Source organism: Lysinibacillus sp. CTST325 (assembly GCF_054665055.1).
Map to the genome: position 1 here is coordinate 584,291 of NZ_BAAFHO010000002.1, position 26,488 is coordinate 610,778.

Annotated in this window: 32 protein-coding genes; 13 read left to right on the forward strand and 19 right to left on the reverse strand. The window is 34.1% G+C overall.

What is annotated here, in order from left to right:
* The first annotated feature begins 57 nt into the window (after positions 1 to 57).
* The gene (locus ACYQ73_RS08410; RefSeq protein WP_460012061.1) at positions 58 to 378 is read left to right on the forward strand and encodes a hypothetical protein; all 321 of its coding nucleotides are present in this window, start codon (positions 58 to 60) and stop codon (positions 376 to 378) included.
* 937 nt (positions 379 to 1,315) lie between these two features.
* Positions 1,316 to 1,525: an excalibur calcium-binding domain-containing protein gene (locus ACYQ73_RS08415; RefSeq protein WP_460012318.1), complete on the forward strand. Its 210-nt coding sequence runs from the start codon at positions 1,316 to 1,318 to the stop codon at positions 1,523 to 1,525.
* 462 nt (positions 1,526 to 1,987) lie between these two features.
* On the opposite strand, the gene ACYQ73_RS08420 is transcribed toward ACYQ73_RS08415, so the two are convergent.
* The 3 genes from ACYQ73_RS08420 to ACYQ73_RS08430 form a co-directional block, all read right to left on the reverse strand.
* The gene (locus tag ACYQ73_RS08420; protein ID WP_460012062.1) at positions 1,988 to 2,665 is read right to left on the reverse strand and encodes a class I SAM-dependent methyltransferase; all 678 of its coding nucleotides are present in this window, start codon (positions 2,663 to 2,665) and stop codon (positions 1,988 to 1,990) included.
* A 447-nt stretch (positions 2,666 to 3,112) separates the two neighbouring features.
* On the reverse strand, positions 3,113 to 3,826 hold the full coding sequence (locus ACYQ73_RS08425; RefSeq protein WP_460012063.1) for a DUF2278 family protein: 714 nt from the start codon (positions 3,824 to 3,826) through the stop codon (positions 3,113 to 3,115).
* Between the two features lie 89 nt (positions 3,827 to 3,915).
* The gene (locus ACYQ73_RS08430) at positions 3,916 to 5,064 is read right to left on the reverse strand and encodes a retropepsin-like aspartic protease (protein WP_460012064.1); all 1,149 of its coding nucleotides are present in this window, start codon (positions 5,062 to 5,064) and stop codon (positions 3,916 to 3,918) included.
* Between the two features lie 1,122 nt (positions 5,065 to 6,186).
* Here ACYQ73_RS08430 and ACYQ73_RS08435 point away from each other — a divergent pair.
* From ACYQ73_RS08435 to ACYQ73_RS08445, 3 genes are all read left to right on the forward strand, one after another.
* Positions 6,187 to 6,804, forward strand: coding sequence for a hypothetical protein (locus ACYQ73_RS08435; RefSeq protein ID WP_460012065.1), 618 nt, complete (start codon positions 6,187 to 6,189; stop codon positions 6,802 to 6,804).
* 366 nt (positions 6,805 to 7,170) lie between these two features.
* Positions 7,171 to 7,350 (forward strand): hypothetical protein, encoded by a 180-nt coding sequence (locus ACYQ73_RS08440; RefSeq protein WP_460012066.1) that lies wholly within the window; start codon positions 7,171 to 7,173, stop codon positions 7,348 to 7,350.
* Positions 7,351 to 7,557: 207 nt separating this feature from the next.
* Positions 7,558 to 8,007, forward strand: coding sequence for a GNAT family N-acetyltransferase (locus ACYQ73_RS08445; RefSeq protein ID WP_460012067.1), 450 nt, complete (start codon positions 7,558 to 7,560; stop codon positions 8,005 to 8,007).
* 283 nt (positions 8,008 to 8,290) lie between these two features.
* On the opposite strand, the gene ACYQ73_RS08450 is transcribed toward ACYQ73_RS08445, so the two are convergent.
* Entirely contained in the window at positions 8,291 to 9,058 is a 768-nt protein-coding gene (locus ACYQ73_RS08450) for an alpha/beta fold hydrolase (protein WP_460012068.1), read from the reverse strand.
* A gap of 403 nt (positions 9,059 to 9,461) precedes the next feature.
* Between ACYQ73_RS08450 and ACYQ73_RS08455 the strand changes: the two genes are divergently transcribed.
* Both ACYQ73_RS08455 and ACYQ73_RS08460 read left to right on the forward strand, forming a co-directional pair.
* Positions 9,462 to 9,764: a PadR family transcriptional regulator gene (locus ACYQ73_RS08455; protein ID WP_460012069.1), complete on the forward strand. Its 303-nt coding sequence runs from the start codon at positions 9,462 to 9,464 to the stop codon at positions 9,762 to 9,764.
* Positions 9,761 to 10,204, forward strand: coding sequence for a hypothetical protein (locus ACYQ73_RS08460; protein ID WP_427504375.1), 444 nt, complete (start codon positions 9,761 to 9,763; stop codon positions 10,202 to 10,204). The genes ACYQ73_RS08455 and ACYQ73_RS08460 overlap by 4 nt, the downstream gene beginning before the upstream one ends.
* 115 nt (positions 10,205 to 10,319) lie before the next feature.
* Here ACYQ73_RS08460 and ACYQ73_RS08465 read toward each other — a convergent pair whose 3' ends face one another.
* From ACYQ73_RS08465 to ACYQ73_RS08480, 4 genes are all read right to left on the reverse strand, one after another.
* Positions 10,320 to 10,694 carry a hypothetical protein gene (locus ACYQ73_RS08465; protein ID WP_460012070.1) on the reverse strand — a complete coding sequence of 125 codons (375 nt, stop codon included), beginning with the start codon at positions 10,692 to 10,694 and terminating at the stop codon, positions 10,320 to 10,322.
* A gap of 531 nt (positions 10,695 to 11,225) precedes the next feature.
* Positions 11,226 to 11,468: a hypothetical protein gene (locus tag ACYQ73_RS08470; protein WP_460012071.1), complete on the reverse strand. Its 243-nt coding sequence runs from the start codon at positions 11,466 to 11,468 to the stop codon at positions 11,226 to 11,228.
* Positions 11,469 to 12,119: 651 nt separating this feature from the next.
* Positions 12,120 to 12,620 (reverse strand): zinc ribbon domain-containing protein, encoded by a 501-nt coding sequence (locus ACYQ73_RS08475; protein ID WP_460012072.1) that lies wholly within the window; start codon positions 12,618 to 12,620, stop codon positions 12,120 to 12,122.
* A 170-nt stretch (positions 12,621 to 12,790) separates the two neighbouring features.
* Positions 12,791 to 13,537 carry an alpha/beta fold hydrolase gene (locus ACYQ73_RS08480; protein ID WP_460012319.1) on the reverse strand — a complete coding sequence of 249 codons (747 nt, stop codon included), beginning with the start codon at positions 13,535 to 13,537 and terminating at the stop codon, positions 12,791 to 12,793.
* A gap of 184 nt (positions 13,538 to 13,721) precedes the next feature.
* Between ACYQ73_RS08480 and ACYQ73_RS08485 the strand changes: the two genes are divergently transcribed.
* The gene (locus tag ACYQ73_RS08485; RefSeq protein ID WP_460012073.1) at positions 13,722 to 14,933 is read left to right on the forward strand and encodes a helix-turn-helix domain-containing protein; all 1,212 of its coding nucleotides are present in this window, start codon (positions 13,722 to 13,724) and stop codon (positions 14,931 to 14,933) included.
* 288 nt (positions 14,934 to 15,221) lie between these two features.
* Here the strand turns inward: ACYQ73_RS08485 and ACYQ73_RS08490 are convergent, their stop codons facing one another.
* From ACYQ73_RS08490 to ACYQ73_RS08505, 4 genes are all read right to left on the reverse strand, one after another.
* Entirely contained in the window at positions 15,222 to 15,635 is a 414-nt protein-coding gene (locus ACYQ73_RS08490; protein ID WP_460012074.1) for a hypothetical protein, read from the reverse strand.
* An 86-nt stretch (positions 15,636 to 15,721) separates the two neighbouring features.
* Complete coding sequence (locus tag ACYQ73_RS08495; protein WP_460012075.1) at positions 15,722 to 16,096, reverse strand: hypothetical protein; 375 nt, start codon at positions 16,094 to 16,096, stop codon at positions 15,722 to 15,724.
* A gap of 93 nt (positions 16,097 to 16,189) precedes the next feature.
* Positions 16,190 to 16,747, reverse strand: a complete 558-nt coding sequence (locus tag ACYQ73_RS08500) for a putative glycolipid-binding domain-containing protein (protein WP_460012076.1) — start codon at positions 16,745 to 16,747, stop codon at positions 16,190 to 16,192.
* Between the two features lie 94 nt (positions 16,748 to 16,841).
* Entirely contained in the window at positions 16,842 to 17,489 is a 648-nt protein-coding gene (locus ACYQ73_RS08505) for a pentapeptide repeat-containing protein (protein WP_460012077.1), read from the reverse strand.
* Between the two features lie 188 nt (positions 17,490 to 17,677).
* Between ACYQ73_RS08505 and ACYQ73_RS08510 the strand changes: the two genes are divergently transcribed.
* On the forward strand, positions 17,678 to 18,010 hold the full coding sequence (locus ACYQ73_RS08510; protein ID WP_460012078.1) for a hypothetical protein: 333 nt from the start codon (positions 17,678 to 17,680) through the stop codon (positions 18,008 to 18,010).
* A gap of 210 nt (positions 18,011 to 18,220) precedes the next feature.
* Here the strand turns inward: ACYQ73_RS08510 and ACYQ73_RS08515 are convergent, their stop codons facing one another.
* Complete coding sequence (locus tag ACYQ73_RS08515; protein ID WP_460012320.1) at positions 18,221 to 18,403, reverse strand: hypothetical protein; 183 nt, start codon at positions 18,401 to 18,403, stop codon at positions 18,221 to 18,223.
* Between the two features lie 81 nt (positions 18,404 to 18,484).
* On the opposite strand from ACYQ73_RS08515, the gene ACYQ73_RS08520 reads away from it, so the two are divergent.
* The 3 genes from ACYQ73_RS08520 (at position 18,485) to ACYQ73_RS08530 (ending at position 20,596) form a co-directional block, all read left to right on the forward strand.
* The gene (locus tag ACYQ73_RS08520; RefSeq protein WP_460012079.1) at positions 18,485 to 18,760 is read left to right on the forward strand and encodes a serine hydrolase; all 276 of its coding nucleotides are present in this window, start codon (positions 18,485 to 18,487) and stop codon (positions 18,758 to 18,760) included.
* Positions 18,761 to 18,820: 60 nt separating this feature from the next.
* Positions 18,821 to 19,225 (forward strand): VOC family protein, encoded by a 405-nt coding sequence (locus tag ACYQ73_RS08525; protein WP_460012080.1) that lies wholly within the window; start codon positions 18,821 to 18,823, stop codon positions 19,223 to 19,225.
* Between the two features lie 213 nt (positions 19,226 to 19,438).
* Positions 19,439 to 20,596 carry a Ger(x)C family spore germination protein gene (locus ACYQ73_RS08530; protein WP_460012081.1) on the forward strand — a complete coding sequence of 386 codons (1,158 nt, stop codon included), beginning with the start codon at positions 19,439 to 19,441 and terminating at the stop codon, positions 20,594 to 20,596.
* A 238-nt stretch (positions 20,597 to 20,834) separates the two neighbouring features.
* On the opposite strand, the gene ACYQ73_RS08535 is transcribed toward ACYQ73_RS08530, so the two are convergent.
* Together ACYQ73_RS08535 and ACYQ73_RS08540 are read right to left on the reverse strand one after the other, a co-directional pair.
* Positions 20,835 to 21,083, reverse strand: a complete 249-nt coding sequence (locus ACYQ73_RS08535) for a hypothetical protein (RefSeq protein ID WP_460012082.1) — start codon at positions 21,081 to 21,083, stop codon at positions 20,835 to 20,837.
* A 113-nt stretch (positions 21,084 to 21,196) separates the two neighbouring features.
* The gene (locus ACYQ73_RS08540; RefSeq protein WP_460012083.1) at positions 21,197 to 21,925 is read right to left on the reverse strand and encodes an MBL fold metallo-hydrolase; all 729 of its coding nucleotides are present in this window, start codon (positions 21,923 to 21,925) and stop codon (positions 21,197 to 21,199) included.
* 175 nt (positions 21,926 to 22,100) lie between these two features.
* On the opposite strand from ACYQ73_RS08540, the gene ACYQ73_RS08545 reads away from it, so the two are divergent.
* Entirely contained in the window at positions 22,101 to 22,385 is a 285-nt protein-coding gene (locus ACYQ73_RS08545) for an NUDIX hydrolase (protein ID WP_460012084.1), read from the forward strand.
* An 80-nt stretch (positions 22,386 to 22,465) separates the two neighbouring features.
* On the opposite strand, the gene ACYQ73_RS08550 is transcribed toward ACYQ73_RS08545, so the two are convergent.
* The 4 genes from ACYQ73_RS08550 to ACYQ73_RS08565 all read right to left on the reverse strand — a co-directional run bounded on the left by ACYQ73_RS08550 (position 22,466) and on the right by ACYQ73_RS08565 (position 26,450).
* Positions 22,466 to 22,798 (reverse strand): DUF1093 domain-containing protein, encoded by a 333-nt coding sequence (locus tag ACYQ73_RS08550; protein ID WP_460012085.1) that lies wholly within the window; start codon positions 22,796 to 22,798, stop codon positions 22,466 to 22,468.
* Between the two features lie 360 nt (positions 22,799 to 23,158).
* A complete protein-coding gene (locus tag ACYQ73_RS08555) occupies positions 23,159 to 25,033 on the reverse strand; it encodes a hypothetical protein (protein WP_460012086.1) in 1,875 nt (624 codons plus the stop codon).
* Complete coding sequence (locus ACYQ73_RS08560; protein WP_460012087.1) at positions 25,021 to 25,782, reverse strand: ABC transporter ATP-binding protein; 762 nt, start codon at positions 25,780 to 25,782, stop codon at positions 25,021 to 25,023. The genes ACYQ73_RS08555 and ACYQ73_RS08560 overlap by 13 nt, the downstream gene beginning before the upstream one ends.
* Positions 25,783 to 25,817: 35 nt before the next feature.
* Entirely contained in the window at positions 25,818 to 26,450 is a 633-nt protein-coding gene (locus ACYQ73_RS08565; RefSeq protein ID WP_460012088.1) for a TetR/AcrR family transcriptional regulator, read from the reverse strand.
* Between the last annotated feature and the right edge of the window lie 38 nt (positions 26,451 to 26,488).

Consider the following 26,488-nt stretch of genomic DNA (forward strand, 5'->3'; position numbering starts at 1 on the left):
CAGAAATTTTCATTAAATTGCAATGTGTACAAAAATACGCAAAGGAGTATCAGCATCATGGATTCATTTTCAATAAACAACAAAATATGTAATGTTAACATCGTTCCTTATGAAGACAAATGCGGACTAAGAGACGATGGGACTTATTTGATTTGTTATAGAGGATGGTATGTCGATTTTCACTACGATGATAAAGAAATATTAAATGCGTCTATACCTGATTATAGTCCAGAATTAATAAGTTTTTATAGTAACCCATTCGAAACTTTCGAAAAAGATATAGAGATATTAAAAGAATACTTACAAGAAAAACACGGGATAAGAGAATTCCGATATTTTGACCCAGAAAGAGATGAGGGGTGTTATGTGAATTTTTAATCATAACTTACAAAAAGACCAAGACAGCAATTAAGCTATCTTGGTCTTTGACAATTTATTTAGTGGTACCACGAATTGTAACATAACTTAATTTACCTGCTAAAATAGCGCGTTCAGCAATCATTTTAACTTCAGGTAGGTGTCGCTCCATCTATCACCATTTTTATTTTCCTCTACTGGCTCTGCATAGGATACGAATCCTTGTTGGACAGTTGTATTCATAGCAACAATCATTGCTTCACGGCTACTATAATTCCCGCTTTGGGTACGGTTTTTTATCCATCTTTACATCAACAACTGTTTCTTTAATAAAGTAACCTCTTCTTCTCGGTGATCCCTTGTAGTCGTTTACCTACAGCATTACAATATTACAACATTTCTGCGCATGCTTTATCCCATTGGCTTGAGTCTAAGTATTTTAAAAGCTTACTATTTTTTAGGACATGACGTCCTAAGTTATATTGAAAACCATAAAAGAATGTTTCTAATATCAACATTGACAACAGTATTATTCAAGTTTTCTTCAAGAAAAACCGCTCTTACAGATATAGAGCGTACAGTCATTGAATTCGTTCAACCTATCGATCTACTGAATTATAGTGCACAACTTCAAATCCCCTCTTATGGGATAATGAATTGTTCATTAATTGAGTTTAAAAATTGCTTTAAAAGATACATATTTATGTATTTCACAACAACATTTTTGTAAATATAAAACAATAATGGATTGTTTTCTCACGAAAATAATAGTAATATTTACTCGAGGTCATTTAACCTATTGTTTTACATCATTTAACAATAATAATGGGAAATCTACTTAAATTACTATTGTTATTATGTATTTCATTATAAAACAATAAAAATAATTCTAGGAGGAACATTTATGAAAAAATTAGCTACTTCAATTATCGCAGGTGCATTATTAATCGGTGGGACAATGAGCATCCCGACGCCAATAGAGGCAGCAGCGAAAACATACAAAAATTGCAAAGAGTTAAATAAGGACTACAAAGGTGGCGTTGCGAAGGATGCCAATGTGAAAAACAAAGGTGGAAAAACAAAATATGCACCTTTTGTTTCAGCTGAACTATATAAAGCAAATGCTTCAAAAGATCGTGACAAAGATGGTATTGCTTGTGAGAGATAAAGCTTGTAATTCCGTTAAGGTGAATACTATGAGTTTATTTTAAGGATTAACTTACCTTAGTTGAAGCTGAGGTGGGCCTTTATTCATTTATGCATGCTAACTCGATGTATTATAAGATTGAAGGTTAAAAAGCACAGAGAGTTCTGTGCTTTTAATGTTATAAGCTGTTTTCTTTATTCCGCAATCTGGTCGTTAGCTGAATAAATAGGTTATATAATTTCTGTTGAAAAATAAGATTAAGTCTCCAAATGCTCCAATACAAAAAAATATAAAATAATAACTTGCTATTGTCACCTTTTTGTTAAATAGTTCCTTGAGAGCTTGAATAAACAACTCGTCAAACTTAAACCAACTTAATATCCAACCAGCTAAAAGAAAACTTAAAATCATCATTCCCTTTTTCTGCTTCCCCCCTGTTATATGAATCTTTTAGTAAATACATCTTATCTGTTTATTGATTTCTTAAATCTTTTGCACAACAACAGCTTTTGAAAACGGAAATGTATAAAAAAATTGCTTTATTTCAACGCGATTGGTAACTGAATTCAATATTTGAATGTATTCAGCAGTTTTACTGAAATCAGAAATGACTAATCGACCATTTGGGCTTAAAACTCGCCACATTTCAAGAATCGCCTTCCTTCTTCCTTCTACACTTTTAATGTTATGGACTACGAAATTTGAGACAACGACGTCGAAACTTCCATCCGAAAATGGAAGTTCCCGAGCGTCAGCATCCACGATGTCGATTGCTGCCACACCTTCAGCAACGATATTAGCTTGTAGTTTAGCTTTTCCGTTCCCACCCAAATCCCATTTTGACCAAACATCAGTGGCTGTCACCTTACAACCCCTTTGAGATGCGGAAATAGCTAAAAGTCCACGACCCGTTCCCACATCAAGAAGTTCATCACCTGATTTAACTTGTGCAAGGCTCAAAATCACCTTTCTGTGTGCAATTTTGATTGCTGTTGAATATGTAAACATCCATAGGCCTGTCACAAGACAAATCAAACCATAGCCCAATACAAACCCATTGACTGAACCAAACACACCCAATAACGTAAATACCAGTCCGATAATAATTAAAAAGGCAACCCAAAATGGAGCGTCAACCCCATATCGCATGGTAATTTTCATTTATCTTGACCCCCTTTACTCGAAAAGCACTACATAGTGTTTTCAATAAAATGACCAGTTTGTTGCATACCGATTTTTATATTACCACATTATAACAATAGTACCTTTTTGTTCGAAATAAAATTCTTGTATAAGCCTTATTTTGATTGTATGTATTAAACATTGATATAAATGGATTATGAGGTATTCGATATACTTAGAAATTATCTCAAAAAAACTAGTTTGGGAACAAAGAGAGGATAAATGTTGCTGTTAGGTTGCTCTATTGCAAAATCTGCTTCATTTATCCTCATATATCAAGGTTTCTTACCCTAATAACTGTTCACCATACCTTATAGTGTTTTTTTAGCCACTCGTTCTATTTAGGTGGTAACACGGTAGTAAGCATTGCTTCAATAGCTCGTCTTTCATACTAATCAAATACCATTAATATTAAATTTTACTTTTTCAAATTTCTATTACTGATTTTCTATTTGTATGGTTACATACACTAACTGGCTTAGTGGCATGTCCATAGTCATCTGTACACCAAGACTGCGATTGGAATGCAAGGAATATACCAACCCATCTATTCTCTTCCTCAAAATGAATGAGTACACCACCATCTTGCCATATCCCGTCGTCTGTTCTAAAATCCCTACTATTTCCTTGATTCATATGAATATCATGAATGCCTCTGCCTGGAGAAAACCCGAAATATTTATCTCTTTCATTTTCAGTTTTGAATTTTTCTCCGTAAGCATAAACTGTAGCTTTTTTAGTCATTGCCTCTTGCATATATTTATTAACTTTCTCATTTAAGTCATTATCTGGTCCATTTTTTGTTGCAGGGAGAGGAATCATTTTTGAGGGATCAAATAAGCCGCCACGAATATAATCTAATGCAATTTCACGATTTTCATTAGTAACTTCTGTAAATCCTTCTTCGTAATTCGGAATAATTGTTATTTGATTGGAGTTGAAATCTTCACTAACAAAATATAGGACTTCTGAAGGCTTTACCTTAGAGGCAACATTGATCGCAATCCTATAATTCTCCTCACTTTTATCCTTCTTTGTTGCTCGAATATGCACTTCGTAATGAGGCGTCTTATCATATGAATCCACAGGTCTCACGTCAACAACTTTACCTTTTAGCACTCCGTATTTGAATAAGGGCATGAACTATTACCTCCTATAAAGTTATGATAATAAAACCTTATACCAAGATTAGATACATAGTAATAATTGCTTGACTCTTAGAAGCATCATTAGATAAACACAAGCTCAAAATTTCTATTCGTATAATCAATCACCATACGCCCATCCTTAGCAATATCACTACCAAAAACACCATCTAGCTTGAAAAAAGTAGCAAGATCTGTCAACATCTCTCTCACGTTGTGTAAATTGATTGATTGATTCTCATTCAGATTAACAATTAAACTTTCTATACTGTCTAATTCTCTTTCCTTAACATCACCGAAGCCTCCAGAATGTATCATTCTTTTCGCTATTTTAAGATTACTAATTTTCGACAGGAGCGGTTGTCCAAAATGGCTCTTATTTGCACCTGTGTCTAAACCGAAATACAACGGAACTTGATTCTGACCTTTCACTTTCAAAATCGGATACCCACAGAAGAAAAGATTGTTCTCCACACCATCTTTTCGTTGCGGTTTCTGAATTTTGACTTGTTTATGTCTATAGTCGATTTCCAGAAAAATATGTTGTATGATATCCCATCCAATGATGCCGTCTACCTGCATTATTTCTTCCGTTTTAGGATTTTGAATCATTAATAAATCATTTGCTAACACCAACGTAGGCTGATTAAGAATCGTTAGACCCTGTATGATAATTGAATCGATGATGGCCAAATCGGCACTAAAATTTTGGTTCGTTGAATTTCCAACCTCCAATTCTTCATCTTTCACAATGTTAATATTACAGTCATTTACTAAAGCATTTGAGATAACCGTCATCCCTGCTCCAGTATCTAACCAAAAGCATTTCTTATTTCCATTAATCATTACATCAACCATTGGAGAGCCAGAAATACTTAGTTTCATTGGAATACGTATTTCATCAGTTAAGAAGGAGAACGCTGTTTGTTCCGACTTGCTACAAGCTTTCGCAATTAAACGATTGCTTTGATCAATGCTTTGATCATCAAAAAGGCCGAGCATCTCTAATTGTTTCCATTCGGATTTAGTAAAATATAACTCAAATAAAATCTTGGCACAGCTACTTCGCAATGAAAGATCATGAGACTCACAATACAGATTCTTTAAAATTTCTGCAGCCAAACATTCCTTTCCTTCTGTAATTAATGTTAAAGCAGAGGCAAATTCTTTTTCTTCATCATTCATTTCAAATGTTGCAAAATCAAACTTCTCCATTTTGTCTATAACATTCAATTTATACCCTCCTAACAAATTATTTATTTTCCTTTATTACTTCTATAAACTTCCAATAACTCCTTCTACTTCAACTAAACTTCATCGTTAGTTGAAGTATCAAATCTTTTGGAAAAACAAAAAAGAAGCAGCCTTTCGACTACTTCCACATCTGATTCAAAATTTTGTTTCCGACTCTAAATATCATTGTACTGGAAAGCCTCATATGCTTACTAATTGCTCCCACAAATAAAACTTATAAGAAGTTCTAAAACCCATACAGAACTGTAGCGTGTGAGCACGCTACAGCTTTTTATTTTATACTATTTCTCAGGCTATGAACTATACAAACAAAGCTATCACAACATATTAATAGTAATGTAAAGCTAATTTAGCCTTACACCTCCGAATCTTGTTACTAAGGGTCACTCCTATCCCAAGTGACCCTTTTTATAGTTTCCAAAAACCAAAATCATTCCTTCGAACAAATAATCAAAAAGTGATGATCTAAAACCTACCATTTACAAACTGCTTAACAAGAGCAACTTACATACAAAAACATCTAAAAAATTTGTTGATTTTTCCCGTTTTTTGTTTTATATTTACAATATCCATGTGCTGTTTAACAGGTAACTGTTAGGCAGCTTTTTAATTACCAGCATGCAATAATTACTGATACACCAATGACTATAATGAGTAGCTCACATATTACAAAAAATCCTTTATGTTTTTGATCACGGCCATCATCTGGCGTATAAAGATCATCCACTAACCGTTTCAGCCTCTGAACCATCCCTTATCCACTAATCCCAAGCATTCATGCAACGATAACTTTTTTTGAACATTTGGCACCTCTACCTGTTGCAGTTCATTAATGACCCTATCCTCTTCTATGTATCAATTTTCTGACTAATTTGTAGTGCTTCTAAACTTTGAGTACTATCATATGCTCTTTTAATGGTTACATCATAATTTTCCATAACCACTTTTGTCTCCCTTTGCTCCGATAGCTTCGTAGATTGCCTTATGATGCTTGTTAGTCATTAAAACACATCCCTTGTCATGGACGAATATTTGTTACAACCTCCTGAAAATTATCTAAGGTATTTCGTGGGATATTTACCAATAAAGGAGTTGTTATTAGTGTCTTCAAAAAAGGTATCGATCGGTCTTACACAATTTACAGACTTTACTTTCAAAGGCGTTACTGGTAAAACTTCAATGGTTAGACAAATAAAATATCAAGATGAATACAATCCTGCTTTTGATTACTGGAAACCTTTACGGGATGGTATCCGAAAATTTCACGAGAAGGAATTTAGTAACGATTACCTGCTTTCTCTTGCTAACAAAGTTTCTCAAGCTAAACAAAAGAATTACTTGGAAGCTGTCAAAGCACATTTAAAATTTATTAAAAACAAAGAAATTGAATGGTTTGACCCAGGCAAATCCAATTGGTATAGCGAATATTTAACTGTCCGTTCATCACCAGAACTTGGATTAAAGATTGATGGTGTTCCACACTTAATCAAATTATATTTCAAAGGGAAGGACGAACGAATTGATAAAAATAAATGCCGCTCCTCTTTGACACTATTAAAACAATCTGATTTCACCATTGAGCATTCTCCTGATATAAAACCAGCAATTTTAAACGTCCAAAAAGGTAGGTTAATTTCAGATGAACCCACTACTGGAGATCATCTAATTGCACTTGAATCTGAAGCAGCACAGTTTATGGTTATTTGGAACAAAATTTAATCAAATTCGAGCCCCTTTGTGCATACGCATGTGCCACAATCGTCCCAGAAGATATTTTTTAGCACTAAATCGAATTGGCGTGTCTGTGCGTTCCACCTAACCCTGTAATTTTTTTAAAATCTATTTCTCAGGCTATGAACTATACAAAAACACTATCACGACATATTAATAGTAATGTAAAGCTAATTTAGCCTTACTCCTCCGAATCTTGTTACTAAGGGTCACTCCTATCCCAAGTGACCCTTTTATAGTTTCTTTCCTCAGATTGTGCAGTAGTTTTCTTCTAATTCACCATATTTAATTTCGATTAATTACCAATCAATGATATGGTATAATAATCCATAAAAAAAAAGGGGGGCTTAGATAATGAATTCGACGACAATGGATATCGGTATGGGTATTGGACTCACTATATTACCTATTCTTTCACTATTACTTTTCCTTATTCCATTTGTATTTGTAATTTGGTATATGTTTAAATCCATTAATTTACAGAAGGAACGTAACATGATTCTAAGAGATATATCTGATAAGTTAAATAAGTGATGTAATTAGATGGGAACTCCCATCTTTTTTCACTGCACATTTTCTTTCAAATGTTCACTTCGCCCACCTATGCATATTACTAATTTGCTCTTTCCCGATGCACCGTAGTTGCCCATAAGTCGCTTTACTTCATATTATAGTAATAAATGAATAAAACAGGATCTGAGGTCCGTGTTTTCATAAAAATGATTTATCGGAGGAATTATAATGTTAATTAGAAGTGCAAAAGTTCAAGATTGTCATCTATTAAGCAATTTAGCTTATAAGTCAAAAGCCTATTGGGGATATACAGAAGATTTTCTACAACAGTGTATAGATGATTTAACTGTAACGAAAGAGTACATAGAAGAAAATCCAGTTTACGTAATGGAAAGTGACAACAAAATAGTAGCATTTTATAGCTTTGCAATTAATGAACAGAAATTAGATGCCTTATTCATAGACCCTGATTATATCGGTAAAGGATTAGGGAGAATGATATGGGACCATTTATTAACTAAAGCGAAGGAGTTAGGAATAAGCGAGTTTACTCTTGATAGTGAACCTAACGCGGAAGGTTTTTATTTAAAAATGGGAGCGAAGAATATTGGCTTTACTCCATCTACTGTGTTTCCTGACCGTCATCTTCCTTTAATGAAAGTTAGTGTTTTTAATTAAATGGGAAGTAAAAACCAAGACAGCAATTAAGCTATCTTGGTTTTTAAATTTTGGCTCTGATATAGGTAAATGTTGATTTTTATGCATCACTTATATAATCATCATAAGATCAGGTATTCGGGGAGGTTGTCAAGGTGAGCAAAGCATTTAGCAACTTGTTAAAGCAGATCGGCAAATATAATGGTCAGCAACGGTATCGATATGGCCTCAAAGAAATTCCCCCGCTGCTTTTTTATTGTTTTTTCATCAAAAGATCTCAAAGAAGAAGATCACTCATATTTAATCATTTAAGTGATTTTTCGATTTCCTTTAACATAAGTATAATCTCCTCAATCACAATCTCTGGCTCATCATGATGTATATAATGTCCACTATGACTAGCAATCCGAAACTTGCTTGACGTTGACAGCTTTTTGAATTCTGCTTGAAGGTTTTGTTCAATTTCCAATATCTTTTGAGATGGACATCCCTCTTCTCCACTATCAGGTAAACCTCTTGTAATAATTGTGAGAGGGAAGTCAGTTTGTCTTGAATGATCAACAATTTGCTTATAGCTCTTCATTTTATCAATATTTTCACTATTCAACGAAGGGTTTTCTAAATATTCTCTATTTCCTGCAACCAGATTTTCCGGTAAAACCTGTTCATAAGCAAGTTCTTTAAATTCAGGTGCAGCGTCAACTAAAATTATGCCGCAAATATCGAGTGGATTGAGACTGGCATACAATCTTGCAATCAAACCACCAAACGAATGCCCTACTAGTATATATGGTTTTTTTACGTCAAGTTCTTGCAACAATTCTGAGAGCTCCTCGACCAAATCATGACAAGTCTTCGGGACGGCTGCAACTGAACTTCTACCAATACCCGCTCTCGTGTAGGAAAAAGTTGACGTTTCATCCGATATTCGATCTTGGACCTTTTTCCATGTCTCAAAGTTATCGCCTAATCCAGCTATAAAGATGACACTCGGAGCACTGGTACATTGATATTTCGTATACAGACCGCGATTATCACCGATATTGATTATCTTTTTATTTTGTATATTCATTTTTAATCACCTATTCCTATTATAAGTGTTATATTACTTATATTTCCATAATAATTCTTAGAGACCTGCAAATAATCATTTTTCCAAATTCCTGTTAGAGTCATGAACATCATAACTTTTAACTCCTATTCCTTATCACGTATAATTAATGCCACTCTGCTTAATTTCGGGTAATGCTTTAAGCCTTAAGTCTTGCATAAAATTAAATACCTGTTCCTTCTATGGTTAGGGTTATATCACGAAACAATAATGTTTGTGTTTTGACAAGGAAAAGTTAATGGCAAAAAAATCTAGGCCTTTTTTTAAAAAAATAGCTTATTATTGCACGAATTGTAAATATCAGGTATCATTACGTTATACGTTATATCGCCAAACGTAATAAACTTTTAAAAGGAGGTATTGTATGAAAAAGGATAGATTTTCAGAGCCTTCATTGTTTATTTTGATTAGTCTGGCAGAAAAAGATTGTCATGGCTATGCAATTATGGAGGATATTGAAAAGAATTATAGTATTAAGTTAGGTGCTGGAACTTTATATGGAGCAATTACACGTTTAGAAAAGGCGGGCTATATTCAAGTGCTTGCATCAGATGATCGCAAAAAACCTTACAGGCTAACAGATGCCGGACGTGAATATTTAAGCAACCAAATTAAAGATATCCAAGCAATAACTACACTTGGTGCAAAAAGGCTTGGGCTTATATGAAGTGGTTAATTTATTTGTATCCAAAAAGTTGGAGAAAACGATATGGCGATGAATTATTTGATCTATTAGAACAAAAAGATTGGACATTCTTTATGACGATCGATTTACTCAGAGGTATAGTTGATGCTTGGAAAATCGAAATAAATGAACGAGAAGTTTTTGGCATTCGAATGAGCAATGTATTATTGCTTGTCGGTTTGATTAATATTCTTATTATTCTACAATACAGATCATCACAGGAGGTCATTTTTATGGAACAAATTGCGTTAGTCATTGCAATGGTATCGTTTTTCTTAGCAGTATCTATTTTCATTGTGCATCTTTTTAAAGAAGGATTACAAAAGGCTTTTTCAATCAGCACTAAATTATCGAAAATGAGTCTCGGATTTATGGGCATATATGGTTTGAGTTTTATTACATTTTTAGTACTAACTAATTAACTATCGTATAAAAATTCTATAACATAAAACTAATTATAAATAATAAAGCGTATTCGATTTCTCCCGAATACGCTTCTATTTTCTAATGGCGAATAAATTAAAATCGCCCCATTCTTTAATTATCCTTCGCCAATTCTAACTTCCTTTTATGTAAATAATTCGAATAAAATAAAACGATTAATACTAGACCTACGATAAATGATACATTCCCTATTTTCTGAAAAACTATCTTTGTATAATTGTTTAACGGAGTCAATTGGAAAATAAAATATAGCGTCAAAGGTATTCCAACAAAAGAACCTAATAATATATTTTTATTTTTCCAATAACCAAATAGCGTTTTTATGAAATAGGTAAAAAAAATCCAAAGACTAAAAACGATTAAAGCATGCGATATTCTATCAGCTAATTGTCCCTTCAGTACAGTTAAAAAAAGAATAGAAAACACGACTACTGTAACAAAAGGAGCAAACACAATTAACTTATCCATTCTTTTAATTGGTAATCGTAACTTTGAATCAGCCACCAATGAAAATGATGCTCTTTGTAAATATAAAAATAAACAAGCAATCATGATCAATCCTAAATATAACAATATAATACCTTCCTTCAGCCCTTTATCCTAATAAAGGAAACTTGTTTTTGTTAAAAACATAGAATATTATACTAAAATATAGAACGTTATACCATATTTATTGCAAAAATGCTCTGTCATTTTTCTTAATATAATGTTGGGTTTTGTTTCATTTTAAGCAATTGTTCAGCGAAATGAGCGTATTCTAAGTTCATTAGTATCGAATGCTAGTTATTTACGAAATTCCACCACGCCATTTTTTTATGTAATCATACGTCTGTAACTCGTACTGCTGTCCGCCTCGAAAGCTCACATAATGCATAAAAAAAGCCCTTCACTGATATGTAAAAGGCAAGGTACCACTTAGTTGCTTTTATAAAAAATAATCAATTAAGGCCTTGCATGATTTCATTCAAAAAGGAAGGGAATTATGTCCCTTCCTTTTTATTAGTGAACAACCTTTTTATTGGTTAGCTTGGTACTACCAAAAGCAATTACTAACGCTATTAAAGAAATAATAAGTGGCGGAATGAAGCTTGTATTTCCTAACAACACTTGCGAAGGTAAAATCGAAGCTTCTTCCCATTGTATGCTAGGCGTATAAAACATTGTTAATAGCATGCCTGATAGTACTTGCAATACTACAAAAGCCAATATAAAAACCCCTGCAAATAATAAGTATTTTTTCAAGTTAATCCCTCCTCTCTTATATACTACTACGACTTAAGTTTAAATAAGTTTCACAATATTCTATTTATCGTCAAGGACGGTTTGTTTAGAAATTATTTTGTAACACCTCTGTATCCTTGTATGTGATATTATCAATGGTTCTAGTTCATTCATTATTCATGATGTGGTACTAGTTTGGCTAGCTCTCTAGCTTTAGCGTCTATAACGCCTCGGCTATTTTTATGTTATAATTTACATTAATTACATACTGAGGTGATATTGTGGAAAACAATAAATTGATTTGCAAGTCTTGTGGTAGTGATTCATTTTCTCAGGGGGAACTTAATGGTTATGCTACTTTAAAACCCGTTGATACATTTTTTTCTAATGGATCTCCACTTATTTTTACTCTGTGTCAGAATTGCGGAGAAGTCGCTTCAATTAAGGTGAAAAAACCGCGTAAGTTTACTAGTTCCATATAGTTTTATTCAGGGTCACTAATAGAATGACAAAAATAGACCAAGACGGATATCTTGGTCTTATTTTTTATTCAAATACAATTTCGGTTCAACCAACAACGAAAAACATATTATGGCAATAGCAAAACATGAACGTAATACAATCCTCGTAAACGTTCATGCCTTTCTCCTCTTTCATATGTATTGGCAAAGTTTATTTTAAATTTCTAAGTGACTCACTAATCTTCTCTAAAGTATGAGTAAGTTCATTTAGCCAATGTTTCCCACCATAAACAACAAATATCGTTTCATTTTCTTCTCTTTCAAAAATATGGATTCTTTGCGATATAAAGAGATTTAAACCGAGTTCAGTTCGTTCTATTTCTTTTAAATCCAACTCCCAATATAAATTAGGATTTAAATTGATAGCATGCGCACAAAAAATTAATCGTTGGTTTGTTAATAATAGTCGCCCACCATCTGAACGAAATATACTGTAATACATATTTGCAAAGCCTGAGCGAATTGGTAACTCATGTTCACGCATTTCAATTCCATGAAAAAAGATTTTTTTATATTTGGGTTCTTGTTCATCCAAATTATAAGTGATTTGTTTAGCCTTTGATGTAATAATATAGCTACCACAATACGCACAACTATTATCCTTTGGATCAAATGCTGCAGCACAGTTGGGACAATTTAAAGACTTTGCCATTGCTCATTCTCTCCTCTATATAAACCTAAAAAAATGTTTCTTAAATATAGTATACTTTCAATTACCAAATATTCCAATAAAGAAAAGGAGAAATCCCCCTCACTCTCCCCTTCGAAATCATTCAGGCTTAAACTCCCCACCATATATTCCTACAAAATACAGTTTCAACTTCACTCTACTATACTTAAAATATCTCTTAATACATCAATAACAACTTCTGGCTTATCAATATGTATTGCATGCCCAGCATCTTCAACAATAATATGTTGCTTATTTGTTGATAAATTTGCAAGCTCTTCCTGAAATCTCATCCAAACAGCCATTGATTCCTTTGTATGAAAAGGCTGCAGACCGCCTGTAACGACAGTCAATGGGATATTTCCAAATGATTTAGAAGTACGAACTTGTTCTAAACTTTCTTCAACCTCAATAAGAGATCCTTCTATAGTAAATTGATTAAAATACGCTTCCTGAACTTCTTTTGTAAATAAAGGAGGCAATATTTTATTTTGATCCTCATGAGATGAATCTAAGAGAACTACTCCTGCAACTTCCTCTAGATATTTACTTGCAAATAATCTTACATTTAATCCTCCTATTGAGTGACCCACTAATACATACGGAGGCTTTACACCTGCTTTTTTAAGTAATACATGTAAGTTATCGACACTTTGTCTACTATGTCGAGGTCTGTCATCCATTTCACTTTTTCCGATACCTGCTCTGTCATAAATAAACATTCTTGAGAACTTTGATACTTCATTTCTAATCGAATCCCAGTTTTCTAAAGGAGCTCCATACCCTGATTCGAAAACAAGTGTTGGACCATCGTGATGCTCACCTAACAATTCATAATATAATTTGATACCACCTATATCAAGTTTTTGACCTGCTTCATTTTCAACAAATTCACCCATTTTTAATCCCTCGTTTTCCATTTTTTTAAGCTTTCTTCTATAAAAAATCTTTCCTAATTGCATAAACTCACATTCAAGAAAGTTCAATTAAATTGAACTTTATCGTAACATGTAATAATTGCCTTTTCAAGCTGAAGTTTAATATAATTGAACTTATAAAATTGAATATCAAGGATGTTGGAAAATGAATGAGTTAGGACAACGAATAAAAAAATTAAGAATAGAAAAAGGTATGACACTTGTAGAACTAACAGGGAAGAAAATGTCCAAAGGAATGTTAAGTATGATTGAAAATGGGCGTGCAAACCCTTCAATGGACAGTTTAAAATTTATAGCGCACCAATTGGGCTGTGATCCTCAATATTTGTTAGGGAGCCCTACTCCTGATGAGCTAAAAAACTTATTTAATATATTAGAGGAAGAATATGGAAAAAATAATGATGAACAGATCATTAATTTGACCCAAAACATTATAGACCAACAGTTTCCCATTTCATTGGAATCTGCTAGGATATTAGAAATTTCCGGAAGAACAGTTATGAAGTTCGATGAAAAAAATGGAGAAATGTTGATAGATCGGGCTATATCAATCTATGATCGATTATCTCTTTATAGCCACTGTTTAGCTGTCAAATTATATGTAGTAGAATACCATGCGAAAAATGGCGAGTATCTTAATGCCTTAAAAATGTTAAAAAGTGTAAGGGAAGAGTATGATGAAAAAGCAAAAGTTATTGATATGCTAGTTGAATTAGAGGCGAATTACGTTGAAATGGTCTTACTTTTTGGGATAGGCGAATATAAATCAGGGAAGGAAAAGCTTAATCAATTACTTGTTATGTCTAAGAAGAGAATGGTCTATTATAAGATGGATAATATTTTCCGGATTGCAGCATTCCAAGCCCTTCTTCATAATGATGAAGATGATTATGCTTATTTTATTAAAAAGTCAGAACAATTTGCTGTATTCAGTGAAAATGATAAGTCCTTAGCTTATACACTGTTGCTTCAAGCTCATTATTATAATCAAATACCAAAAGATTATGAACAAGCTCTTTTTTACTTAGATAAATTTGCTACAGTATTGAAGGGGAATATCGGAAGTGACTTTTATTATCTTGAAAAAGGAAAGGCTTTATTAGGAAAAGGACAACTCAATGAAGCCTTAGAAGCGTTTGAAAAGTTCAAGATGCCGGGCTCAACTACTTACCCGCTTGAATTATGTATTCTTTACACGGCTTATTCATATAGGGCAATTTGTCTAATGCAACTTGGAAAAATAGAGGAGGCGCTTATTTATGCAAAAAAGGCAGCTAGCAAAATAGATTCATTACCCAAAACGCATTATCAAGATTTTATTAAAAACACTATAGAGTTAGTAAATACATCTTTGTAAAATTAAAGACTGTAAAGTACTTTTTCTTATTAAATACTACAGATTAAATTTTCTTGTCTTAAAGAAGAGATCAGGTTACTCAACAACATGTAAAAACCTGATCTCTAGTGTTTATACAGCAACACGCTTGCTCATTTGTGAGGAGTCTAGTTGTTTATTTTTATTTTCTCTTCTTTTCGCTGCATCCATACCATTACACACCCATTTGCTCACTTCACTGATTATTGTGGCAGTCTTTAAAAGGACACATATAATAATACATCTATCCACAAATGGTACTTTAAATTTTTAGCAACGTTTATTAAAGATTGGTTTTTCTAGTTTCTCTATAAGATAATGTTCTAATGCAGAAATGAAATACCATTGTTCTCTATTATTGAAAATAAATACAGAAACTTCCGAGTTATTATCCGTAATTACCTTATCCCATTCTGCATCACCAAAAGCGGTAATTTGGTTTAAAATTCTGGACCTTAATCCAACTGCAGGAAGTGCTCTACCTACGTACTTTACAATATCATCTTGAGTGAAATAGTATATCCCACATTCTGTTTTTAGCTCATCAGTAATGTTTTTATGGTTTTTAATATTTTCTAACATCTCTTTTCTGTATGTGAGCTCTAAACCATTACTAATTTTTGAAGAAAACAAATTCACAAAATTTTGTACGTCTATATCAGAGTAGTTTCTTTTAACAATCATTAATTTAATCCCCCTTCACCTCGTAGTACCACTATCATTTTTATACAATATTAAAAACATAATCGTAACCTAATGTAGAATTTTCGTCACATTTTTTTTTCACTTATGTATTTTAAAATATAATCAATAATCACAAATAATGTAATATAAATACTGCCTATTGAAATAGTTAGATAAAGAGTGTCTTTAATAGTATTAATATCAAAATTAACTAAACTAAATAATAGTGCAAAAATGAATGCACAGATTAAATGCTTAAAATACATGAATACTACATTTTTATTTTTACTGTTTTTTTCAATTACAAGTGATACTACTAGAGCTACAAGCATGGCAGGTGCAGTAAATGCAGTACCATAGATACTATATGCAATACTGTATGTAGATCCAATAAATAATGGAATGATAAAGATTCCCAGAATTATTGTAATGACAAATGAGATAATTTTATTTTTCAACATAGTATTTCACAACCTCTTCTTTGCTTTAAAGCTGTCCTAGCAACGACATTCAGCAATATGTATTTTCTTTGACATGAGCCTATACCCTTTAGATTATCTTATTCTGCTAAATACATTCGGATAGTCTATAACCAAACCCTGTTCGTCTACACATATAGTTGTTTCATAATCATAACAACGGTATTTAAAATATCTCAATTTACCATTGTTATTTAAATATTTATAGGATTGGGGAACTTTTTTTACCTCGAGGGATGGAATCGATATGTACACCATTTCGAAATGTTCCTCTTGATTAAGGCCCCAATCCATTCTATTGATAGGAAGTGAATTTGAAAATGGTGTTGCAGATATATCAATATCAATTGCACCTTTTAGCTGATCAATTAGCTGTCCATCATTTTCGAACCAGTTTCCCTTTCCATCAGACGTTAAGTTTAAACTATTGTGTTCATCGACAATTATTGTCAATTTTCTAGTAAACCAATTGGAGTCTAAATCAACTTTGTATTCTACAATATGAGCATTAGATTCATCCCCTTCTACATATATAATTGTCCCTTTCGCTGAGAAGTTTTTTTCTTCTTTAATAATGCTTAAATGCTCACAACCAAACTGTTCTTCATTCTCCCATACTACCTTTTGATTCAAAACTTTCTCCCCTATCGTTAATAAACTTTTCATCGAAGGCTTTCTTAATAGTGGGATCTAGAATAAATAAATCTATTCGAGTACCCAGTCAATATTATCGTTTAACCTTTAAACCTAGCAATTCTGCAAAGCCAATTGCTTGTTCAGTGGAAACCACACAGCCACTTAAATTTTTTAATGTAACATTTAATCGTTCAAAAGTGCATGTACTAATATCCACATTGTTTAGAGGCGTGTCACTAAAATCAACTTCATCAATATGACAGTGTTCAAATTTCACTTTCTTAAATTGGCAGTCGTAATAGCTTGTCCCACGTAATGATGACTGCTCAAAACAAATTTGTTTTAGTCTCGCTACCCCAAAGTTACATAAATTCATGATACAACCTTCAAAAGAAACGTTCCCTAAGTTGGCCTCCGAGAAATCAACACCTAACAGCTTACAGTTTTTAAATGTAACTCGATGTATAATTCCTTCGTTGAATTTTGAGTTAGATAAATCACAGTTTTCAAAGATGACATCAGTCATATCAATTTTATTGAAATTCGAGTTAATCAAAGATACTTTTTGAAATATAACTTTAGATAAAAATAAACGGTCAATATTATCATTTTCTCTGCTTATATTCGTAATCCGTTGATTCGATAAATATGGTTCTTCATCATAAAAAATGTCTTCAAAAGTTCCTTCAGCCAAATCATTTGGCATAAGCGGAGGTTCAATTTTAAATTTTGTCGTCATTCTATTTGTCCTTTCTCACTTTTATTGCACAAAACCAAATATACAATTCTACTCTATTATAATTGATATACCTTTAATTCGAAAAGAATGTTACTATTCCACTAACGATAACAGGATAATTCAATAAGATGCAGGAATAAGTAAGCTGATTATCGAATACTTAAGTTTCTTTGATTCGGGGGAAGGGTATGTACGATTACATAAGTATTCATTCAGATAAATTTGCCTTATTTATTAAAACTGATGTCATTGAAAATTTCTTAATATTAAATATGAATTGCACTAAACTAAGTACACTGGTGTTTACTAAGGAGTTTAGTGGCTCCAGTATCATAATTCGAGGAATTAATGCTAATTTTCAAGGTAATTATGCGTATGATTCCGCAGATGAATTTATGGAGATAAATTTAATTGAAATTGACTTTCCAGATAACTCTGATGGTGATTTGGAGGATGAAATATTGAAAATTGCACAGAAAATTTCAAATGAGTTTTTATGGAAAATTGATTTAAGAGAGTAAATAAGTAAGCTTTCCTTATTAAACTAACTGGAACTTTAGTTGAAGAAGATAGCCAGACCAGAAGCAACAATCTTTGAGAAAAGCTTTAATAAAAAGGAGTTTTACTTTAGCAATTTAGTTCCCTCATATGTTCCGAGCAAATAGCTTGCTCAATTCAAATTACCACAACCCAAATGATTGTGGTAGAAAATATTATGCGTTCTTCCTTAATTATTTATTACGTTTTGAGGAAGTGTTTTCGTTGTGTTGTTTTTCATTATTTGCATTGTTCTTTTGTTCATTAGTTAGATCATTTTCTTCACGCACATCTAAATCGTCAGGGCTTAAATCTGCGCCAAATTCTACTTGGTCCTCTTCACTTTTATTGCGCTTTTCTTTTGCCAAAATTATCACCTCCGATATATAAATTATCCATTTTGGCGTCATTTATACATGAAAATGTTGTGCTATTTCCTCGGTAATAAGCTATTCTGTATGGGCGCCACGCCTCCAACTGAAGGCTATTACGACCATGTAAATTGTATAGACATAGCATACTCTTTAGGATTTTGGAAACACTTCCCTAATATGCAATTCGGTCGAAGTGAAAGCTCTTTTGGACATCCTGGAGCAGGAGGTTCGTTCTGCTTTGCTGATCCAGACGAGGGATTAGGTTATGCCTACGCTATGAATAAACATGGATTTGGCATGGCTAATGAACCAAGAGAACTTGCCCTAAGAAATGCGTTGTATAGTTGTCTTAAAAGATAGTTAGATGTCATTTCAAATTTATATTAAAATATGACTATAAAATTAAAGGAGAAATAATTTATGGCTGAAAAATATGTGCATCACATTTGCATACAAACGAATACATATGATGAATCTTTAAATTTTTACACTGAAGTATTAGGATTTGAACTAGCACAGGAATCACCAAATTTCCACAATAGACATTTTAATACTTGGTTAAAACTTGGCGCATTTTATATTGAACTCCAAACTGGAAAGTATAATGAAGATCTTGATACATGCAATTCAAATGCTCTAGGCATTGTACATTTCTGTTTATGGGTGGACAATCTTAGTCAAGAGGTAGAACGGTTGAAGGATATGAATGTTCATTTTATTTGTAAAAATGATGAAATTATTTATAAGGTTGAAAATGGCCAGCTTTGTAAGTTAAAAGCACCTGAAGGAACTATTATAGAACTTCGCGATAATAAAGGAATATAAAGTGTTCAGGGGATTTTCTTATCCCTCTTCGCTTTTTCAGAAATACGCCAGGACTCATTATAAAAATGAGTTCTGGTCTTGTGTTTAAATGGCTAAATATTGCTGTTCTAAGTTTTTCACTGCTTATAATCCTCTCATTTTTTGTCCAAACTATAACAAAACCCCTTTACTCCACAAGATCACACAGAATTTCTAAAAGTAGGGATCAAAAAAATGAAGAAAAAAATGACGTTAATAGTAAGTTTAGCAGCTGTACTATTACTTTCTGGATGTTGGGATGTTACTGAACCACAAAGAATGTACTATATTGACGGAATTGGTATCGATTATAAAGATGGTCAATATGAAATATATATGCAAATCATAAATTTTGCGAATGTAGCTAAATCTGAAGGGCCTACCCCTCAAGCAGCACCATCAGAAATTGGATACGCTAAAGGTAAAACGATGGAAGAAGCCTTTTTTCAATTATATCGCTCCATCGACCAAAAAGTATTCTGGGGACATATGACTTTTATTCTTTTCTCTGAGGATGCCTTAAAAAATAAGAATTCCATTCCTGTTATTGACAGTTTTTTACGTCATCGAGCAACAAGATATCAAATATTATCTTTCGTTACTAAAGACCCTATTAAAGATGTTCTTTTAGTCACACCGATATTAAATAAATCACTAACAGCTTCAAAGCTAAGCAATCCATTGCATACGAAAGAGCTACAAACATATATAGAGCCCGTTGATTTAAGAAAACTTATCATCTTCTTAAATGAGCCGAGTCATGAAGTGAATGTTCCACTTGTAACAATTAATAAAAACTGGGAAACAACTGAAAAACCAACATCAGAAACTGCATTAACAGGTTTCGGAGTAGTTTCAAAGGATGGATTTAAAGGCTATTTAAATGACGGGGATGCAAGAGGTATCCAATGGATGTATTATAAAAAAACTCGAGGAGACGTAACCATTAAATTAGACAATAAAGAAAAAGAATACTTAACAGTTGATTTAGAAAAATTAAGTACAAAAATTAAACCAATTGTAAAAAACAATGAAGTTACATTTGAAGCGGAAATAAAATTAAATGCAATCATCAATGGTTTCGAAGGAAAAGTAACTACTGACCAAATAAGAGAAGGTGTTATTAAAGAAGTTAAAAAAGATATAAAAACATCATATAAAGCAGGTTTACAATTGGATGTTGATGTTTTCCGCTTATCAGAGCAGCTATATCGAACAAACGTAAAGGCATGGAAAAAAATACAGAAAGATGGCAAAATACCATTGACAGCCGACACACTTAGTAAAGTAAATGTTATCGTAAATAAAGTTAATCCTGGTCGAAAAACATTTGCTGAAACAATTAATGAATAGCTATATCAAATATGACGAGGCATAATACTGAAAGAAGTTAAAGCACATTTGTGTCAGCTATCCAACGATATATTTAATTCACTGAAATAAACGCTCATTCGAACTGTGATTTTAAGTTCTATGTGTTATAATGCTGTTGATGGCTAAGCCATTATAAGGGCAAGACCAATTCTGAGCTGTAGCGTTGTCATACGCTACAGCTTTTTATATTGTTATTTTATAAAATATCAGGGTGCTCTTAATCGGACGACGAACCACTATCACTGCAACTAGATGTATCACTATAACTAGACACACTGTCCGAGCAATTGTGTGTATTTGAATCTTCAATGGATACAAATGTATTTGTTGAACTATAATCTATATGAGTACTCGAATGATTGGAATGACTTCTTATTGAACTATCATGATTAGAGAATTCCTTTTTTATTAAGCTAATCACACCTACTAAAATAATGATTCCGATAATTACAGTAAAGAATCCCATTCTTCTCTCCCCCTTTCAGATAATAATTCAATTTTATCATCAAGCGCGTTAATAAACCATTTTTAACCAAATGAATTAGAGGACGCTATTCACTTTCCTGATAGCGAACGTCCTTAAAATTCGTTCGTTACAACATTGAACCCCAACGTTTCAGCTTCTTGACGGTCAAAGCCTTCATCTAAATGCATACACCAAAATTTTGAACGTACTTCAGAACTCACTAACTCACTCAGTTTTCGTAATGACAAGTGCACATTGCCCTCATAATCAGCTTTACAAGTATCAACATAAACATAATCGTATGCCATTGGATTTCGTAAAGATTCTTTTAGGTTATTTGTATCACCTGTATAATAAATAAGTTTGTCATCTATAGATAATTCAATTGAATAAGAAGGTATTTCTTTAACATGACTAGATCTTTCGAAAAGTATTTTACAGAAATTAAGTGTGTACTGTGTATCCGATTGACATTTTTTTATGAAACATTGAACTCCTGGCATAATGCCATTAATGGCCAACAATTCTTCAATTTTTACATCATAAACGGAATAAACAGATACATTCGGTTTTGCCATTTCGCCATGGCAATAATAGCTATAAAAAATAAAATCAGCAAGGCTTCCTACATGGTCCGCATGAGTATGAGTGATCAATACATGGATGTGCTCGATACCTGCCAGTAAATTATGTTCCTTAATTCGGTGAAAAATATTGCTACCACAATCAATTAGCAACATCTGATTTCCTACTTTATAATACGCGGATGTATTGCCTAATTTTGTATTAAATGCACTTCCAGAACCGATAAATTTCAACATTAAGTAACCTCTCTTCTCCATTCACTTTATTTTACAAACAACATTATCAGTCAGTTATCCACTTCTCCCCCTAAAAATGATATAGAATGAAACACTTATATTTTATTATTTATAAATGAGGGCCCCGCTCAACAAATAATAAAAAATGTGTGTTATTTTAACGACTGGTCATATTCTTTAATGCGCATGGTTAGCGGTGGAACTTGATCTTTTAGCTGTCGATGCAGTTCCTACGAAATTACTTGCTTTATCGGATATAAATAGGCACCCCCATCCACCTCAACCATATCATTATTATAAATTGTTTATTCAATGTGAGATTATTGATGGGCATGCAAGAAATGGTTTGGAAACAAAAGGAGTACACTTTTATCATGAAGATAATTTACCAAACCTTTCTTTAGGGAGAAATACAGATGCTCAAATCAAAATGCTTTTTGAATTCTTAAGAAATCCTCATAAAGATACGATATTTGATTAATAGCTATAAAGTTAATGGAATGAAAAAGTCCAATTACTTAATTTGAATGTTAAGAAATTGGGCTTTATAGTGACTTGGATTTAGCTCTGATTAAATTTTCCCTTAATATTTTCTGGTAAATCATCCACATTCATTACTTCGGGATCACCAGTATATCCTTCTAAGCTTCTAGGGACGCAGACAATCGTTCCTTTTTTAAAAGGTTTTTCTGCAAAAAAACTTACAACCTTTTCATTTCCATCCTTATCATAGCCCTCTAGTGCGTATACGAAATGGCCATTGCTATTTGGAGTTTGTAATTCCTCGTTAATTTGAACATAGTAGTCTTTTTCTATCAAAGCACCCTTGTCACCACAACCAACTAAGAAAGTAGTGAATAAAATTGTAATTGCCAAGAATTTCATAATCTTCATTTCTTATGCCTCCTCTTCTATAACGAAATAATCTCGTTACATAAGAGTATAGATAAATTCTCCGCTACCTTAAATTTCAGAACATGACAGTTAGCTGACAAAATTGTCATCTTTAAAAAATCTATGAACTGCCCTCGACCTTTAACTTATTATCTATACCTACCCAACTCATCTCTCCTTTTAAGTATGGAAATTTCCCTACCAACAACACATGAACAAAATATGCTACACAATCTCCCCCCAAAAAGCCGAACTTCCTTTACTCTAAGGAAATCCGGCATAATTGTAAAAGCGCAATGGAAGATCGATCTTTAAGGTAATTAGCGAAGCTGTTACCAATAGATCAATGGTCATTGTGTTTTACCGCTGCGTATTCTTATGTTTACGAACTATTTTTCTAGTTATAATCAAAGCACTTACACCAGCTAGAACAAAGAAGATGCATATAAGTAATTGGACGTTCTCTGGAAGATATAGAGCAATAAACCAACTTCGTACCTTTACGCCTGAAAGCTTTAGAATAATAGGCACAATCCCCTGGGGTAATGTGAAGATAATCCCCATCGTAACGAGTAGACCTACCAAAATGGACTTTCCTGCAGATAGATTAGAGAATGTGTCGTCTGTTTTAGCTACTTTGTTATCCACGGATTGAGCTATTCCGCCGCTCTGCATGATCGAGAGGATATCTGGACCAAGAGCTTCCAAACGACGGTATGCCAAGCGTCCGAAATACCAAGCGATAAGTAAGCCGGTACACAATCCCACAGGTACACCGGCCCATGTTAGCACGTTTTGATGTAGCAACGTCCCTAAGGTCAAAATGACTAATGTAGGTATCGAAGAAAAAAACAGCAATATCAACAACAATAAATTGGTTATAAATAATTCCCCTGCGTTCATGTCATCACCAGAGACGATAGTTCCACGTCCGCGCCGATGCGGGTCTGCCACAGGTACGAGCTTGTAAACGGAGAGGAACAAGATTAGTCCCGCTCCTCCACCCAGTATGGATGGAAGCAAAGCCAAAACCCATGCCCACGCCCAGTCCAACTTACTAAAATAAAGGAATATGAGAGATATTACGATTGATATCGGTGCTACAACCATTATCCATGCAATCTGCCTGCCCCGGACATCGTTTCGTTCAGAACCCGGTGTAGTAATAAACATCCAAAGAGCACCTCCATCAAACCCATAAAGATTGTTCGAAAATATGCAAGTGAACATCACAAGGACTATGCCGACCCAGGGCATGAATAAAGGAACACCGCTCAACAATACAAATAAGCCATAGAATAATCCAGTCCACAGCCCCATACGCAACAATCGCCCTCGCTGCGGATCAAGCATCCAAGTCTTCAGTTCTTTAAGAACGACCACCCCAATTTTCGAAGTTTTCGGCGTTAGAATGTTGGCCCAAGTAAGGAACCATGATTTATTTCTCCTATAACGATTTATTCGAGCCTCATTTTTTGTGCTCCCTGACAGCAGTCTTGCCCATGCCATCAATAGTAATCCACACAATAAAGCCAACCCACAAAGAACACCTACAGCTAAAAAGTACTGAGATCGATTTACAGCTTCAATCGCTACCATTGCCCAACCTGATGGCAATATTCGAGCCGCTAAGGAAATCGCTGGCGACGGTTCCTCTACGAATAGGCTAACCGAGGGAAGTAAATACCAACCGACGTTCAGAAAAGCTATAACGGCTCCTATGATCAACGCCCCTAATTCCAAACCTAAACGAGATTTCGATGCCTCCCCAATCACCCCCAACACCACTTTGGACAATAGCATGATGATTACTAGCTGCAACAGCACCGCAGGTACGGCAACGATAACAGTCCAAAATCCTAGTCTTACTGCATAAATGATGAGGGAGAAACAGGCGACTAAGCTAACGATTGGTCCGATACCAATGAATGAGGCACCTAGCAATCCTAAAGCCAATCGTCGTTGGGCGATAGGCAGCAACGTGAAGTATTCCGTTTTCAATGCCCCTTCTCCGCCAACTAACATAGGCCCTATGATCCAACCAATCATCCATAGTCCAAAAGCGATGCAAATAAGATCTGCTGATGTTTCATGATTATATAGTACACCAAGCAGAATCGTACTAACTGCCAGCAATAGACCGATAACCCCGCCGATAATCATGAGAGTCGCTCGTCCCCCGCTCATCGAGTGGCGAAGCAAGGAAATTTTCATTCGAATCATTACATTAACCATGATAGTCTCTTTCCTTCTCCAGGGCGATTCCCAACTAACTGAACGAAAGCCTCTTCCAGACTTTTTCCATTACGTACAAGATCCAACGGACCTGTAGCAGCCACTCTCCCCTTCGCAATAACAGCAACGTGATCACACAGCTGCTCGACTAGCGCCATGACATGGCTGGATAAGATGACAGAACCGCCACTGGCAACAAAACTCTGCAAGATGGTTCTAATTGTTGAAGCAGAGATGGGATCAACCGCCTCGAACGGCTCGTCAAGCACAAGAAGCTTTGGGGAATGCAGAAGGGCCGTTGCAAGACCAATCTTCTTTCTCATTCCAGTGGAATAGTTTATAACAAGCGTACACTCATCATCACGGAATTCTAAAATATCAAGCAATTCTTCTGTACGCTGGGCAACAGTCTTCGTATCAAGCCCACGCAGCAATCCCATGTAAGTCAAAAGTTCACGCCCGGTTAACCTTTCTGGCAATGACATGCCATCTGGCAGAACCCCGACTAACGTCTTTGCATGTAAAGGGTTTGACCAAACATCAACACCGAATATTCTAGACGCTCCACTATCTGGGCGCAGCAGTCCTACTGCCATAGATAATAGAGTCGTTTTTCCTGCACCGTTCGGACCTACCAAACCGAAAAATGAACCGCAAGGCACAGTCAGGTTGACATTATTCACAACAGTGTTTTCTCCAAATTGTTTGCTCAGCCCGAGCAGTTGAAGGGCCGAATCCCCGTCTGTCATAACATTTTCCTCCTTAAGTTGCCTGCTAATTATGCTTACAAAGTTACGTTCTTATCGGTTGCCAATTTAAATAAAGTGATTAGTTCTTGTGCATAAGTATCAAGATCCAGTTCGGGGTTCGTCATAATTTGTGGCGGCAATGCATCAATCGCCTGTCTAATTGTTATAGCCATTACTCTGGGAGAAAATGTTCGAAATTCTCCGTTCTTTTGTCCATATTGCAAAATTTGCTCTAAATCGTAAATAGCTGCCTCCTGAAGATTTAAAACAAACGACTCCTTTCCTTCCTCAGGGCGAATTCCAGACCAAATTTCTAATAGAGCTAGCATATACGTCTTATGTGTAGACATAAAGGCAATGTTGCTTTCGAGGTATACGCTTAACATTTCCCTTGCACTAGTGGCAGATTGTATAAGTGGGCGCATATAAGAATCGCCAGAAGTATAGACCTTTTCAATGACATGCCGAATCAACGTTTCTTTATTTTTGAAATGGTAGGATATCACTCCCGTACTAATACCTGCACGTTTGGCTATTTGGGCTAAGGATGCTTGTGCAAATCCCAAACTGGCAATTGTCTCGATTGCACATTCCACAATTTGCGTTTGCCTAGCTACTTCAATAAAAGTAAGTTTTTTTTGATTGTTCGTATTATTATTTATATTCATATTTTAAAATTAGCATGACCGTTCAAAAATTTCAATTG

Bases quoted from the DNA above. Each gene is read 5' to 3' on its own strand.
- ACYQ73_RS08410 (WP_460012061.1), top strand. From the start codon at position 58: ATGGATTCATTTTCAATAAACAACAAAATATGTAATGTTAACATCGTT.
- ACYQ73_RS08415 (WP_460012318.1), top strand. From the start codon at position 1,316: ATGAGCATCCCGACGCCAATAGAGGCAGCAGCGAAAACATACAAAAAT.
- ACYQ73_RS08420 (WP_460012062.1), bottom strand. From the start codon at position 2,665: ATGAAAATTACCATGCGATATGGGGTTGACGCTCCATTTTGGGTTGCC.
- ACYQ73_RS08425 (WP_460012063.1), bottom strand. From the start codon at position 3,826: ATGCCCTTATTCAAATACGGAGTGCTAAAAGGTAAAGTTGTTGACGTG.
- ACYQ73_RS08440 (WP_460012066.1), top strand. From the start codon at position 7,171: ATGAATTCGACGACAATGGATATCGGTATGGGTATTGGACTCACTATA.
- ACYQ73_RS08445 (WP_460012067.1), top strand. From the start codon at position 7,558: ATGTTAATTAGAAGTGCAAAAGTTCAAGATTGTCATCTATTAAGCAAT.
- ACYQ73_RS08450 (WP_460012068.1), bottom strand. From the start codon at position 9,058: ATGAATATACAAAATAAAAAGATAATCAATATCGGTGATAATCGCGGT.
- ACYQ73_RS08455 (WP_460012069.1), top strand. From the start codon at position 9,462: ATGAAAAAGGATAGATTTTCAGAGCCTTCATTGTTTATTTTGATTAGT.
- ACYQ73_RS08460 (WP_427504375.1), top strand. From the start codon at position 9,761: ATGAAGTGGTTAATTTATTTGTATCCAAAAAGTTGGAGAAAACGATAT.
- ACYQ73_RS08465 (WP_460012070.1), bottom strand. From the start codon at position 10,694: ATGGATAAGTTAATTGTGTTTGCTCCTTTTGTTACAGTAGTCGTGTTT.
- ACYQ73_RS08475 (WP_460012072.1), bottom strand. From the start codon at position 12,620: ATGGCAAAGTCTTTAAATTGTCCCAACTGTGCTGCAGCATTTGATCCA.
- ACYQ73_RS08480 (WP_460012319.1), bottom strand. From the start codon at position 13,537: ATGGGTGAATTTGTTGAAAATGAAGCAGGTCAAAAACTTGATATAGGT.
- ACYQ73_RS08485 (WP_460012073.1), top strand. From the start codon at position 13,722: ATGAATGAGTTAGGACAACGAATAAAAAAATTAAGAATAGAAAAAGGT.
- ACYQ73_RS08490 (WP_460012074.1), bottom strand. From the start codon at position 15,635: ATGATTGTTAAAAGAAACTACTCTGATATAGACGTACAAAATTTTGTG.
- ACYQ73_RS08495 (WP_460012075.1), bottom strand. From the start codon at position 16,096: ATGTTGAAAAATAAAATTATCTCATTTGTCATTACAATAATTCTGGGA.
- ACYQ73_RS08505 (WP_460012077.1), bottom strand. From the start codon at position 17,489: ATGACGACAAAATTTAAAATTGAACCTCCGCTTATGCCAAATGATTTG.
- ACYQ73_RS08510 (WP_460012078.1), top strand. From the start codon at position 17,678: ATGTACGATTACATAAGTATTCATTCAGATAAATTTGCCTTATTTATT.
- ACYQ73_RS08520 (WP_460012079.1), top strand. From the start codon at position 18,485: ATGGGCGCCACGCCTCCAACTGAAGGCTATTACGACCATGTAAATTGT.
- ACYQ73_RS08525 (WP_460012080.1), top strand. From the start codon at position 18,821: ATGGCTGAAAAATATGTGCATCACATTTGCATACAAACGAATACATAT.
- ACYQ73_RS08530 (WP_460012081.1), top strand. From the start codon at position 19,439: ATGAAGAAAAAAATGACGTTAATAGTAAGTTTAGCAGCTGTACTATTA.
- ACYQ73_RS08535 (WP_460012082.1), bottom strand. From the start codon at position 21,083: ATGGGATTCTTTACTGTAATTATCGGAATCATTATTTTAGTAGGTGTG.
- ACYQ73_RS08540 (WP_460012083.1), bottom strand. From the start codon at position 21,925: ATGGAGAAGAGAGGTTACTTAATGTTGAAATTTATCGGTTCTGGAAGT.
- ACYQ73_RS08550 (WP_460012085.1), bottom strand. From the start codon at position 22,798: ATGAAGATTATGAAATTCTTGGCAATTACAATTTTATTCACTACTTTC.
- ACYQ73_RS08555 (WP_460012086.1), bottom strand. From the start codon at position 25,033: ATGGTTAATGTAATGATTCGAATGAAAATTTCCTTGCTTCGCCACTCG.
- ACYQ73_RS08560 (WP_460012087.1), bottom strand. From the start codon at position 25,782: ATGACAGACGGGGATTCGGCCCTTCAACTGCTCGGGCTGAGCAAACAA.
- ACYQ73_RS08565 (WP_460012088.1), bottom strand. From the start codon at position 26,450: ATGAATATAAATAATAATACGAACAATCAAAAAAAACTTACTTTTATT.